Below are 12685 nucleotides of genomic sequence, written 5' to 3'. Positions count from 1 at the left end.
ATGTCATACCCCCTTGTCATCATGGGTTTATGGGGAAAGCGGCGGTGGCCAAGGCGTTTGAGGACATCCGTGCTGCGCTCGCTGTGCTTGATGCGGAGGTGGACGGGGCGGGTTTGGAGCCGTTCTCTGAGGCTGATCTGTTGGCGGGCTTCGCGGATGGGTGTCTGGATGTTCTGGCTGGTGCCCGGGAGGTGGAGGCTGGCTTCGCGGGGTTGAAAGCGAGGGCCGCGGTGAAGTATTCGGACACTGCCTGGGCTGTTGCGGGGCCGGATGCGCCGGTGGTGGCTCAGGAGATGGCGGTCGCGGCGGAGATCGGGTGCGTGCTGGCTCTGGGGCCGCGGGCAGCGTCGTCGTTCCTGGCCACCTCCCATGCCCTGACGACGAGCTTGCCGCGGACCTTGGCAGCCCTGCGGGCCGGAACGATTTCGTGGCAGCACGCGGTTGTGATGGCCGACGAGTCGGCCAGTCTTGATCCTGCGGGGGCGGGGGCGTTGGAGGCGCATTTCCTGGACCCTGACGTGTTGGACCCGGCCAGGGGGTGTCCGGTGGGGGAGATGCCTGCCCACCGGTTCAGGGTCAAGGCCCGTATGTGGCGGGAACGGCACCATGCCGAGTCGATCGAGAAGCGTCATGCCAGGTCTGTGGCGGATCGGCGGGTGGAGTACCGGCCGGACCAGGACGGGATGGCCTGGCTCAGCGCGTGTCTGCCGGCGGATCAGGCGTTGGCCGGGTGGAACCGGCTCACCGCTGTCGCCCGTGCCTTGCAGGGGCCGGAAGAGTGCCGAAGCATGGCCCAGCTCCGGGCCGACACCTTTGCCGAAGCGATCCTCACGAGTGAGCTGGGCGCCGGCGGGAACGGTGCCGGCGCCACGGACGACGTCGTTGGGACCGGTGACGGCGCCGGACGGGAACACTTGTCCTCGCCGATCAGGGCGCAGGTGCTGGTCACCGTCCCGGTGTTCTCGTTGATGGGCCGGACCGATGAGCCGGCGGTCCTGGACGGGTACGGGCCGATCCCTGCGTCGATGGCACGGCGGCTCGTCGCGGACGGGGCGGATTCCTTCCACTGGGTCCTGGTGGACCCGCGGGACGGGGCGCCGCTGGAGATCGGGCGGACCAGTTACCGAATCACGAAAGCGATGCGGGCGTGGCTGAGGATGCGGGACGGGAAATGCCCGTTCCCCGGCTGCAGCAACAACTCCCTGGACAACGACGCCGACCACATCCTCGCCTGGCACAACGGCGGAACCACCGGCATCAGCAACCTGGGACAGCCCTGCCCGAAACATCACAGGCTCCGGCACACCACGGGCTGGAAACCCACTCCGGCCACCAAAAATCAACCGCCGGGCTGGATCTCACCCACCGGCAGGCACTACAAAAGCGAACACCAGGACTGGGAACCACCACCCTGGCCTCAGCACATGCGGCCGGGGCTCAACCCGCGGCCTGGATCAATCGCGGGCTGTACGGACTTTATCCACGTACAGTACTCACCGGCAGAGGACGGCCTGGCACGGTTCCTGCACGCCCCACCGGCTTGAGCCAGTGCCGGCCTGCCCCAGCCCTGCTACCCCAGCGGGTTGGCGGACTGGCAGGTCTGGTCGCTGCCGGTCTGTGCCACGACTCCGCCTAGGGAGTCGACGGACGACGGCGGTGCGGCGGGTTTGGTGCCTGTTGCAAAGTCTGTGCCCGCGTACAGCTGGACGCCCTGGATGTTCGCCACCTGCTGGACGCTGCCTGCGGGCAAGCCGAACAGCGCGGCCACGTCCGCGGCGACGTCCTCGAACCCGGCCGAGTAGTAGACCATGGTCTTGTCCTGGTCCTGGGCCTGCAGCTTGGTGACGTTGGTGAAGCCGGCGTCCGAGAGCAGCCCGGAGATGGCGTTGCTCCGGCCCGTCACCCCGGTGCCGTTGGCAATGGAGACGGGCTGCAGCGACTTGTCGTAGGAGGGCGCAGCGGGAGTTGCGGGCGTCTCCGTGGGTGCGGCGGGCGCAGGCTGGCTCAGGTCTGGGCTGTTGCGCAGCGCTGAGAAGAAGGTCGAGGCCGCCGGCTCTTCCAGGGCGAGCCGGTTGGGGTCCTGGGGCGCCGGCGTGGTGGGCGCGGTAATGAAGTTGATGTTGGCGGGATCGATGGTCTTCAGCCGGTTGGCGATGGTCAGCAGCGACGGGATGGAGGACAGGCCCGAGTCGACCGTCAGGTTCCTGGTGATGGTATCGGCAATGGTCAGGGTCTTCTGCGGGTTGCCCAGCGTGCCCTCGGATTTGAGCTTGCGGCTGAGCGAGGCCAGGAAGCCCTGTTGGGCCTGGATGCGCCCCAGGTCCCCGCCGTTGGCGAAGGCATGCCGGGTGCGCAGGAACGCCAGCGCCTGTTCGCCCTGCACCTGGGAGGTGCCGGCCGGCAGGTTCAGGCCGCTGTCAGGATCGTGCACAGCATCGCTGACGCAGACCTCAACGCCGCCCACGGCATTGGACAGTTCCTTTACAGCGTTGAAGTCGGCCATCATGAAGTGGTCCACTTCCAGCCCCGTCAGCTTGTTGACAGTGTCCACCGCGCAGCCGATGCCGGCCTGCGCCATGGCGCTGTTGATCATCACATCCTGGCGCGCGGGATATGCCTGCTTGGTTTTGGGATCCGTGCACGCCGGCACGTCCACCAGCAGGTCGCGCGGGAAGCTGACTACGTTCACATGCTTGTTGTCGGCGGAAATGTCCAGCAGCATCATCACATCGGACTGGCCGTAACTGGACGAGTCCTCCACACTGCCGTACTGGCTGTTGCTTCCCTCCCTCGTGTCCGAACCGAGGACCAGGATCTGCAGCCGGTCGGAGCTGTCATTCACAGCCCCTTCGGTCCGCTCCCCGCCGGCAGTCAGTTCCGAGGTGCTGATGTTGGACTGCAGCCGCCACGCCCAGTAGCCGCCGAAAGCCACGGCGGCCAGGAGCAGCACGGAGACCACGGCGGTGAGGACCTTGAGCCAGCGCGGAGATCGCCGTACCGGACGACGGCGGCGCAGACTGGCGGCGTACAGGTCACCCTGGCCCGGGTAGGGGGCGGGGGCGGAGCCATCCTGATCCGGGCCGGGGGATTTTCTGGAACCGAACACGACAAAATAACCTTCGGGAGGGGGCAGGTTTCCGCTACCCTACAGCCCCAAGCTGGCAATTCCCCAAGAATGGCGGCCCCGCCGCCGCGCCGCCACGGCCCCGGCGGCGCCAAAGGGCGTACTCTTTTTTCTCGGCGGTACCCGCCCCGGAGATGGGCCCGGCCATGGGGGAAGCCCTGCTGTGCAGGTTGAGGAACGGACAGATGAATACAGGACAAAGGCAGCGCGCGACGGACCGTCCCGCCCGCCGCGGGCTGGGCAAACTGGCGGTGTGGCTGGAAGATGACTCCCCGGGACGCCTAAGGCCGCTGATCCTGGCGGTGGTCCTCACGCTCTCGGCGATCGGACTCGTGGAGGTGGCATCGGCGTCGTCCGTGGAATCCGTGGCGGCAGGAAACAATCCGTACGATCTTCCCCTGAAGCAGGCCATGTGGACCGTGGCAGGCGTGGTGATCATGCTGGTGCTGGCACGGATGCCTGTACGGCGGATCCGATGGCTGGGCTGGCCGCTGCTGATCGGCTCCCTGGTTGCCCTGGTGCTGGTGTTCACGCCACTGGGCATGTCCGTGAACGGCAACCGGAACTGGCTGAGTGTGGGTGGTTTCACTGCCCAGCCGTCAGAATTCGCCAAGCTCTCGCTGATTGTCTGGGCCGCCGGCATCCTGGACCGGAAACAGGCCCTGCTGGCCAATTGGAAACATGCCGTTGTTCCGCTGGGTCCCGCGGGCGGACTGATGATGCTGATCGTGGGCCTGGGACACGACCTGGGCACCACCATGATCATCATGATGATCCTTGCCGCCACCATGTTCTACGGCGGGGTCCGGATGAAAGTGTTCTCTGTGGCCGGGCTGATCTGCGTGGTGGCAGCCCTGCTGCTCGCCGCCACCAGCGGCAACCGCATGGGCAGGATTTCCTCCTGGCTGGGCATGGGATCGGAGGAGGACGCGCAGGGAGTGGGCTACCAGGCGCAGCACGGCGCCTACGCCCTGGCCTCCGGCGGCTGGTTCGGCGTGGGCCTGGGGCAAAGCCGGCAGAAATGGAACTGGATCCCGGAAGCCCACAACGACTTCATCTTTTCGATTCTGGGCGAGGAACTCGGCCTGGCCGGCACCCTGCTGGTGCTGGGCCTGTTCGCCATTTTGGCCATCGCGGTGTTCAAGACCATCGCCCGCACCACGGACACCTTCTCCAGGATCGTGGCCTGCAGCGTCATCACCTGGATCCTGGGGCAGGCGGTGATCAACATCGCCATGGTCAGCGGACTGCTGCCGGTGATCGGCGTGCCTCTCCCGTTCATCTCCTACGGCGGATCGGCCATGGTTTCATCCCTGGCCGGCATAGGGGTGATCCTGGCGGTGACCCGCCCGGGAAGTGCGGTGACCCGCCCCGTCAGCAAAAACCGCCCGGTCAGCAACAGCAAGGTGCTCTCTAAGACCTAGGCAACCGCCCCGGCAACCTCGGGGCACTCAACACAGCGGACGTCCGCAACCAGAGCGCCGGCGTCGTCCTTTTGGAAATGGGTGACGTGATTGGTGGTCCTGCCGCAGGTTGGGCAGAAGCTCTGGCTTTGTTTTGTCCACATGCATGAATAATACGGAACGCCCCGACAAAGAGAAGATCGCGGGCCAAAGTATGTGGATCACCGCAGTTTTCCTTTACCGGATCTTGACCAAAGCTGCTGGCGATCCTTCAGGGAACACTGAGTTTGGGCGCATAGTTTGGGCTCATCAGGCAGTACGGAAGGAGCGCAGGACAATGACCATCACCGATTACTTCGTGGCTCTCGGCGGCATGCTGGCTTCACTCGGGGGAGCAGGACTGGTGGCGGCCGGACTTATCCGGGCACGGGCGCGGCACTAGCCTCTTCCGCCGCAGTTCCTAGCCGCAGTTCCTACGCGATCGCCGGGGGATCGAACCGTGTTCCGGGTGCGCCGCTGGGCAGCGACCTCAGGATGCTCTCCGCAACGCTGCGGACCTTCAGGTTTCGGTGGCGCGAGGTGCCGGCGAGCTTGCTGAACGCCTCGGCGTAGGAACAGCGGTTCTGTGCCATGAGGACGCCGCAGGCGACGTCGATGCTGGTCCGGCTCTCCAGGACCTGCTTGAGGTTGTCCCCGGCGCGGATGACGCCATGGACGTCAAGGGCCAGTTTCAAGCTATGGGATGCCACCTCGCCGAACCAGGCTGCCTCGTTGATCACTGCGGCGTTGAAAACATACTTTGCCGGCCCCAGGAACACCAGGGCCCCGGCGGAACCAGGCTGCAGTTCCAAGGGAACGGCGAGGGCCGAGCCGAAGCCCCGGTCCACCAACCGTCTCCGGTACCCCTGCCAGCGCGCGCCGGCCTGGCTGATCACAGCCGGCACAACCAGTGCCGAGCCCAGTGCCGTGGGGCCGTCCCCGTGCTCATCCTCCGATGCCAGGGCGGCAGCGGCCGGCGTGCTCCCGGCGGTTGCGGAACAAGACCGCTGCCGGTGCAGCACCGCGGCACATTCAAGGGCTGATCCGGCAGTGGTGCTGATCCAGCGCGCGGCAGCATCGGTGAGCTTCTGCAGAGACCCTGCATCGCCGTCGGCCCCGGTCACCAAATCCAGCAGGAAACCTTGCCGCTCAGGCTCCACGTTGTCCGCCGGGCCAACTGCCACCCTGCACCCCATTCCGTCACGCCCTTGGCCGTGGTGCCGCGGGTTTATAGAAACCTATTGGGCTGACTGAAGGAGGGCACGAGTAGCCTGTACTCTACTTTTCCCCTCCGGCCTGTGCGGGTACTTACCTGTACTTCTCAACGACGCGGAGGTAGCGGCGGATCAAGTGGGCTACCATGTGTTTCTTAGACAGCCAAGCAAGTAGGATATCGAAGGAATTCGCATGAACCCGCACGGTGCAAGCGAAGGTTACTGGTACCCGGCCCTCGAGGGCGTCCAGCCCGGAACTGTTGACGTGATCAATGCCCTCCGCGAATTCCGGACTTCCGAAAGCGCCATGCGAAGGCGCACCCGCTCCTCCGCTGCGATGGGGGAGACGGACCTCCTGGCGCTTCGCTACCTGATCGACGCAGAGGCCGCCGGCGTTGGTACCCGCCCCACGGAACTTGCCGCCCGCCTGGGGATTACCTCCGCTTCGATGACCAGCCTCGTGGACCGCTTGGTGGCCGGCGGCTATGTGACCCGCGAACCCCACCCATCGGACCGCCGGGCCGTCATCCTCCGGCCCAGTCCCGGCGCGGACGAGGAAGTCCGGCACAACCTCAATCAGATGCACAAGCGCATGCTGGAGGCCGCGGAATCGCTGTCTCCCGAGGAACTCAAAGCCGTGATGCGCTTCCTGGTGCGCATGCGCGAAGCCGTGGAGGCAGTGAACTCCAACCAAGGTGTTACCGTCCGGTAGACAGGACCTTTATTCTAGTTAGGCTAGCTACATTGCTTCTTAACTATTTTGGACGGCGGATTCGCAATGACTGCAGTACTTGAACCTCAGGCGGCCGGGCAGTCAGTCCCTGTTGCGCAAGGCGATGAACTTCCGCTTCAGCCCGCAGCGTCCTTTGTACCCGGCGAGCCCGCAGCGCCCTTTCACTGCGGCGTAGCGATGACGGCTGCGCCCGTTCCGGTCACATCCCTGGGCTGGGCGCCGCTGGAACTTGGCGCGGCGGAGTGGTCCTGCACGTGCGGCTACACAATGGATGGTTGGCCCGATGGTGACCCGCTGGAGGCCGTGCGGCTGGCATCGGCGAGGGTGGAGAGCGTCCAGTGGGAGCTGGATGCGGCGCAGGAGCGGTTCGAGACTGCCGTCCAGGGCGCTGCCAGGCTGGGCGCGGGCCAAGAGGCCTTGGGCAGGGCCGCCGGCCTCACCGTTGAGGAGCTCCGGGACATCCTGGGCGTTGGCGACCAGTCCTAGGGCAAAAAAAGCTCCGCCGGCCCCGAAGTGCAGCCATCCGTTTGTTCAGATGCAGCCGCACTTCGGGCCGATGGAGCGAAAAGAGAAGCGGTGGTCGGCCCGTTCTGGCCCGATCAGGGGGCGCGGCGAGGGGCCGGGAAGTTTATGCGGCCAGGCGGCCTGCTGTTTGGCGCGGATATCGGCGGTCGGCCAGCACGCTGATGGTGCAGGGTGCCTGTTCCGGATCGATCCTGGCGGGCAGGTGCCTTGTTTCAGAGGCGGCGCGGAGCATGTCCAGCGCTTCCTCGTCCACCCAGGCGCTGGAGATGTCCAGTTCCAGGTCCAGGCCTCCCCTGAGGGAGTTGGCCCGCTTCGCCACGACGTAGAGAGCATTGATGCTGTGAATGGTGATATGCCCCGTTGCAATCACCTTGGCCTTGCTGCGGTCCAGATCCACCCGGACCACGATGTTCAGCTTAGAGTTCAAGTTGTAAAGCCTTCCCCGGCATTGGCTGCGACGCTGCAGCTTCTTGCATGGCCTGTTTGCTTAAGCCTCAACTAGATTAGGCAATCAGTGTGATCCACGCAACACCGTGACGTTTATTACACCGAACGTAGTTATCTATCAGTTTGAGGAGCATCCATGAGCAGCGACCCCGCGGGAAAGCCTTCCGTCCTCTTTGTCTGCGTCCACAACGCCGGCCGGTCCCAAATGGCTGCGGCCTTCCTTACCTCCCTGTCCAGGGGAGCCATCGAGGTGCGCTCCGCCGGATCCCAGCCCGCAGACAAGGTCAACCCGGCCGCCGTCGAGGCCATGGCCGAACTGGGGATCGACGTGTCCGCCGAGGTCCCCAAGGTCCTCACCACTGAGGCAGTGAAAGAATCGGACGTGGTGATCACCATGGGCTGCGGTGACGAGTGCCCGTTCTTTCCGGGAAAGCGTTACGAGGACTGGGTGCTGGAGGATCCGGCCGGCAAGGGCGTTGACTCCGTCCGTCCAATCCGTGATGAGATCAAAGCACGCGTTGAACAGCTGATCACCGAACTCCTGCCCGCGCAGCACGCGGACGCCCAGTAGTACCGCCACCGAAGGACAATCCATGAGCAAAGAACAGCTGATCATCATCGGCTCCGGCCCCGCCGGCTACACCGCCGCCATCTACGCCGCCCGCGCCGGCCTGAACCCCCTGGTCCTGGCGGGCTCCGTCACCGCCGGCGGTGCGCTGATGAACACCACCGAGGTGGAAAACTTCCCGGGCTTCCCCGGAGGCATCCAGGGTCCTGAACTGATGGACGGGCTGCAGCAGCAGGCGGAAAAGTTCGGCGCCCGCATTGAGTACGACGACGCCACGTCCGTTGAGTTGAAAGGTTCCCTCAAGCGCGTGGTCACCGGCGCCGGGGAGACCTACGAGGCACCGGCCGTCATCCTGGCCACCGGCTCCGCCTACAAGGAACTCGGCCTGCCGGAGGAGAAGAAATTCAGCGGCCACGGTGTTTCCTGGTGCGCCACCTGCGACGGGTTCTTCTTCCGCGACCAGGACATCATCGTCGTCGGCGGCGGCGACTCCGCCATGGAGGAAGCGACCTTCCTGACCCGGTTCGGCAAGACCGTGACCGTGGTGGTCCGCAAGGGCGAACTGCGCGCCTCCCGCATCATGGCACAGCGGGCCAAGGACAACCCCAAGATCCGCTTCGCCTGGAACTCCGCCGTCAGCACCATCCACGGCGACGGGAAGGTCACCGGGGTCACCCTAACCGACACCCGCACCGGCGAGACCCGGCACCAGGACGCCACCGGGATCTTCGTGGCCATCGGGCACCTGCCGCGCACCGAGCTCGTGGCCGGCCAGGTGGACCTGGACGAGGAAGGCTACATCAAGGTGGACGCCCCCACCACGTGCACCAACCTGCCCGGCGTCTTTGCCTGCGGTGACGCCGTGGACCACCGCTACCGGCAGGCCATCACCGCCGCCGGCACCGGCTGCGCCGCGGCCCTGGACGCCGAACGCTTCCTGGCCGCACTCGACGACGCGGCCAGCATCGCCACCGCACTTGTGGAAGAACCAACGCACAGCTGAGTCCTGTGCCCGGCCCCAACCAGCCCGCAGCAGATGCGTTGTGCTCACTAAAAACGACATTGATTGCGGGTTGGTTGGGGGCGCCGGGTCAGACGACTTCGGGAAGCCGTCCTGTTAATACTGAAACTGGAGCCGCAGACCAACGCTCACGTTCCGGTTCGTATGAAATCACCATTGAAGCGTCGCTCTCGCGCGCCTCGTCGATGGCCAGCAGCAGGGCGTCCTCCATGTGCCTGGCGTATTCCAGCCGCTCGGACATGGGACCCTGCAGCCCGCCGTCGTCAATCAGCACGTGGCCCTTGCCGTCCACGATGACCTTCAATGAATACCCCTGGTCCTCATACAGGGACCCGCGGGTGGATGAAATCTCGGTGACCCGATCCGCCCGGACCAGCCCGTTGCCCAGCGTCCGGATCCATGCCTCACCCATGAATTGACCTTCCCTTGGATTGGGGACGCGGTTCAGCGCCCCATAAGGCGAACGCTACTCCTCCGCGCGGCTTTTGTGACCCCCTTGAATCCAGCCCTGCTGCGGCCGGCGAACATGCCAAGTAACAGCTGTTCCATTCAGCTATTCTTATGCCAGAACCCGCCCGGGGTGCCCGAATTTTGGAGGAATGTATGTGGTCGAGGCTGGAAGCGTACCTCTTCCCGCTGCCGATTACTGGCGTCTGTCCTTCAGGAACCTTTCAGCTGGATGTTGCCTCCGGAAACATGCAGTGGTCCGATGGCATCTTTGGAATCCACGGGCTGCGGCAGGGCGAGGTAGTGCCCACCTTGGACGTGCTGATGGCCCACAAGCACCCGGAAGACCGTGAACCCGTGCGCGCAGTGTGGGCGGACCTCCTTGATGGCGGCGGGCAGGGCGCCCTGCTGCACCGGATCGTTGACGTCCGGGGCAGGGAGCGGCGCGTTTTTTCGGCGGTCCAGGCCGACGTCTCGCCGTCCGGGCGGGTGGAGCAGGCCCGCGGCTTCATGGTGGACGTGACCCAGAGCCTGCGCATCGAGTCCCAGCATGCTGCATCCGAGGCCATCGAGGGTGCATTCGGGCACAAGGCGGTCATTGAGCAGGCGAAGGGCGTTGTCATGGCCCTGCAGGGTGTGGATGCCCAGGCAGCGTTCCAGGTCCTTGCCACCAGAAGCCAGCACGCCAACGTCAAGTTGCACCTTGTGGCGGAAGAATTGGTCACCGCGGCGGCAAACGGCAAGGCCAGGGAAATCCTGGAAGGTTACTGATTCCCGGCTGCCCCATGGGCTGCGGCGGACCGGGTTCGAGCCTCGGGCCCGCTGAGCCCGGCCTGTCCCGTGCGTCACAGTGCATCCTGCCGCGTAAGGGGCCGGCCATAGGATAAATCTGATGACTTCCCCGGACGACTCCCAGCCCTTCAGCCTGCGCAGCATTGCGGTAGCCGCTTTCGGACCCACACTGCTCTTTGGAATCGGGCAGGGCGCCATCCTTCCCGTGGTGGCGTTGTCCGCCCGCGAACTGGGCGCCTCCGTGGCCGTGGCAGCCCTGATCGTCACCCTGATGGGGCTGGGCTCCTGGTTCTTCAACCTGCCGGCGTCCCTGGTGACCCTGCGCTTCGGCGAACGGTGGTCCATCGTGGGCGCCGCCGTCGCGGCCGGCCTGGCGCTGGCAGCCGCCGCGACCTCCGCCGTGGCCCCGAACGGACTGTGGCTGCTCGCGCTGGCGATGGCCGTCGTCGGGATGTCCGGGGCGGTGTTTGGCCTCGCCCGCCAGAAGTACCTGACCGAAGCGGTGCCCGTGGCGTTCCGCGCCCGGGCGCTGTCCACGCTGGGCGGCGTGAACCGCATCGGCGTATTCATCGGCCCGTTCGCAGGAGCCGCCGTGATGCAGTTCTTCGGTATCTCCGGGGCCTACTGGGTGGGCGTGGTGGCCATGGCGGCCGCCGCGCTGCTCTCCCTCACTATCCCGGACCTTGCGACGCCGGATCTCCCCCTGGGCAGGGACGCGGGCCCCCAGCCCACGCTCCGCAGCGTCGCAGCCTCGCATGCGGGCGTGTTCCTTTCACTGGGCGTGGGCATCCTGCTGCTCAGTGCGCTGCGGTCCTCCCGGCAGGTGGTGATCCCGCTCTGGGCCGACCACCTGGGCATGGACGCCACCTCCGCTTCCCTCATCTACGGGCTGTCCGGTGCCATCGACATGCTGGTGTTCTATCCCGCAGGGAAACTGATGGACCGCAAGGGGCGGCAGTGGGTGGCGATTCCGTCCACAATGCTGATGGGAACCGCGCTGCTCCTGATCTCGCTCACCGGTTCCTTCGTCGGGCTGCTGCTGGCGGCGCTGCTGATTGGTTTCGGCAACGGCATTAGCTCCGGGCTGGTGATGACCCTGGGCGCCGACTTCTCGCCGGACCGCGGCCGCGGGCAGTTCCTGGGGCTCTGGCGGTTCATGGCGGACGCCGGCTCCACCAGCGGCCCGGTCCTCCTCTCAGGGGTGACCGCCCTTGCCTCCCTGGGCCCGGGGATCTCAGCCACGGGCCTGCTGGGGTTCGCGGCGGCGGCCGTGTTCGCCGTCGTCATTCCCCGCCTGAAGCACCGCCGCAACTACTGAACCGGTGTTCTTACGGCAGATGGGCCAGGCCGGCGCAGGCGTCCCACAGGCGCTTGCGGGCCTCCGGATCCGATCCCATGCCGGGCGTACTGAGCTCCTTGCGCTTTGCCCAGAGCTTCCCGGACACGCCCGCCGTTTCCTCTGATGTGGCCAACCAGAGGGCGGTGTCTGCCGCTTTTTCTGCCGGTCTGCCGAAGGTGTTGGTCAGCAGGCGGAACGGGCCCCCGACGTCCTTCAGCAGGGATGTGTTCCTGGCCAGCCCCGGGTGGACGGCGTTGGCCACCACGCCCGAGCCCCGCAGGCGTTCGGCGAACTCCTGGGTGAGGAGCACGCGGGCAAGCATGGTGGGTGGTGTGGAGCGGAGGTAGCTGTACCGGCCTTTGGCAGTCTGGAGGTCGTCAAAGTTGATTTTGGTGTTGCCGTACCTGGACGCCATGTTCACGATCCGGGGTGTGCCAGCCGGTGCGGCGTTCTTCAGCGCATCAAGCATCAGGTTGGTCAGCAGGAAATACGCCATCACGTTGGTGGCGAACGTCAGTTCCAGTCCGTCGGGGGTTACCTGGCGCTGCTTGCGAAACACGCCCGCTGCGTTCACCAGGACGTCCAGCCTGCTGTGGCTCGACAGGAAGTCAGCCGCTCCAGTGTGGATCGCGGACTGCACCGAGACGTCGCAGGCCAGCGGCTCCAGCAGCGCGGACGGGACGAGGCGACGGATGGCACTGACTGCCTCTTCCGCCCGGGCGGGGGAGCGCCCCACCACCACGACCAGGGCGCCTTCGCGTGCCAGGCCGGTTGCTATGGCCTGTCCCAAGCCGCTCGCCGCACCGGTCACCAGCGCCACGGTTCCCTGCATGGAAGCCATCCTTTTGGCCTTGCGGGCCGGTCAGCGAACAATCTTGACGTTGCACGAGGGCGTGCCGAGGGCATCCCAGGGCGAAGCCGGACGGGGAGGAGCATTTCCGTGCCGCGGGCTGTGGAGATGTCCACGAGGTCAATGATGTCCTCGTGGCCGGCATCCTTCAACAGTGCCGTGACAACGTACTTGGCGTCCGCG

At 65.9% G+C, this 12685-nt stretch carries 13 protein-coding genes; 8 read left to right on the top strand and 5 right to left on the bottom strand.

Annotated elements, in window-relative coordinates; genetic code table 11:
* The first annotated feature begins 29 nt into the window (after positions 1-29).
* Complete coding sequence (locus Q9R31_RS03335; RefSeq protein WP_311261304.1) at positions 30-1544, top strand: DUF222 domain-containing protein; 1515 nt, start codon at positions 30-32, stop codon at positions 1542-1544.
* A 26-nt stretch (positions 1545-1570) separates the two neighbouring features.
* On the opposite strand, the gene Q9R31_RS03330 is transcribed toward Q9R31_RS03335, so the two are convergent.
* A complete protein-coding gene (locus tag Q9R31_RS03330) occupies positions 1571-3106 on the bottom strand; it encodes an LCP family protein (RefSeq protein ID WP_311261303.1) in 1536 nt (511 codons plus the stop codon).
* Between the two features lie 203 nt (positions 3107-3309).
* On the opposite strand from Q9R31_RS03330, the gene ftsW reads away from it, so the two are divergent.
* Positions 3310-4548, top strand: coding sequence for a putative lipid II flippase FtsW (ftsW, locus tag Q9R31_RS03325; RefSeq protein WP_311261302.1), 1239 nt, complete (start codon positions 3310-3312; stop codon positions 4546-4548).
* Positions 4549-5000: 452 nt separating this feature from the next.
* Here ftsW and Q9R31_RS03320 read toward each other — a convergent pair whose 3' ends face one another.
* On the bottom strand, positions 5001-5750 hold the full coding sequence (locus tag Q9R31_RS03320; protein WP_311261301.1) for an ANTAR domain-containing protein: 750 nt from the start codon (positions 5748-5750) through the stop codon (positions 5001-5003).
* A 223-nt stretch (positions 5751-5973) separates the two neighbouring features.
* Between Q9R31_RS03320 and Q9R31_RS03315 the strand changes: the two genes are divergently transcribed.
* Positions 5974-6492 (top strand): MarR family transcriptional regulator, encoded by a 519-nt coding sequence (locus Q9R31_RS03315; protein WP_311261300.1) that lies wholly within the window; start codon positions 5974-5976, stop codon positions 6490-6492.
* 66 nt (positions 6493-6558) lie between these two features.
* Positions 6559-6999 carry a hypothetical protein gene (locus tag Q9R31_RS03310; protein WP_311261299.1) on the top strand — a complete coding sequence of 147 codons (441 nt, stop codon included), beginning with the start codon at positions 6559-6561 and terminating at the stop codon, positions 6997-6999.
* A gap of 142 nt (positions 7000-7141) precedes the next feature.
* On the opposite strand, the gene Q9R31_RS03305 is transcribed toward Q9R31_RS03310, so the two are convergent.
* Entirely contained in the window at positions 7142-7465 is a 324-nt protein-coding gene (locus tag Q9R31_RS03305; RefSeq protein WP_311261298.1) for a hypothetical protein, read from the bottom strand.
* Between the two features lie 156 nt (positions 7466-7621).
* Between Q9R31_RS03305 and Q9R31_RS03300 the strand changes: the two genes are divergently transcribed.
* Together Q9R31_RS03300 and trxB are read left to right on the top strand one after the other, a co-directional pair.
* Positions 7622-8056: an arsenate reductase ArsC gene (locus Q9R31_RS03300; protein WP_311261297.1), complete on the top strand. Its 435-nt coding sequence runs from the start codon at positions 7622-7624 to the stop codon at positions 8054-8056.
* A 22-nt stretch (positions 8057-8078) separates the two neighbouring features.
* A complete protein-coding gene (gene trxB / locus Q9R31_RS03295; RefSeq protein ID WP_311261296.1) occupies positions 8079-9056 on the top strand; it encodes a thioredoxin-disulfide reductase in 978 nt (325 codons plus the stop codon).
* An 88-nt stretch (positions 9057-9144) separates the two neighbouring features.
* Here trxB and Q9R31_RS03290 read toward each other — a convergent pair whose 3' ends face one another.
* Positions 9145-9486 (bottom strand): hypothetical protein, encoded by a 342-nt coding sequence (locus Q9R31_RS03290; RefSeq protein WP_311261295.1) that lies wholly within the window; start codon positions 9484-9486, stop codon positions 9145-9147.
* A gap of 284 nt (positions 9487-9770) precedes the next feature.
* Between Q9R31_RS03290 and Q9R31_RS03285 the strand changes: the two genes are divergently transcribed.
* Positions 9771-10292 carry a PAS and ANTAR domain-containing protein gene (locus Q9R31_RS03285; RefSeq protein ID WP_311261294.1) on the top strand — a complete coding sequence of 174 codons (522 nt, stop codon included), beginning with the start codon at positions 9771-9773 and terminating at the stop codon, positions 10290-10292.
* A 121-nt stretch (positions 10293-10413) separates the two neighbouring features.
* Positions 10414-11631 carry an MFS transporter gene (locus tag Q9R31_RS03280; RefSeq protein ID WP_311261293.1) on the top strand — a complete coding sequence of 406 codons (1218 nt, stop codon included), beginning with the start codon at positions 10414-10416 and terminating at the stop codon, positions 11629-11631.
* A 10-nt stretch (positions 11632-11641) separates the two neighbouring features.
* Here Q9R31_RS03280 and Q9R31_RS03275 read toward each other — a convergent pair whose 3' ends face one another.
* Positions 11642-12484 (bottom strand): SDR family NAD(P)-dependent oxidoreductase, encoded by an 843-nt coding sequence (locus Q9R31_RS03275; protein WP_311261292.1) that lies wholly within the window; start codon positions 12482-12484, stop codon positions 11642-11644.
* Positions 12485-12685: the final 201 nt, after the last annotated feature.

This window comes from Pseudarthrobacter sp. BRE9 (assembly GCF_031844305.1).
Classification (GTDB): domain Bacteria; phylum Actinomycetota; class Actinomycetes; order Actinomycetales; family Micrococcaceae; genus Arthrobacter.
The sequence above is the reverse complement of the archived record's forward strand: the minus strand, read 5'-3'. Positions and strand labels throughout refer to the sequence as shown.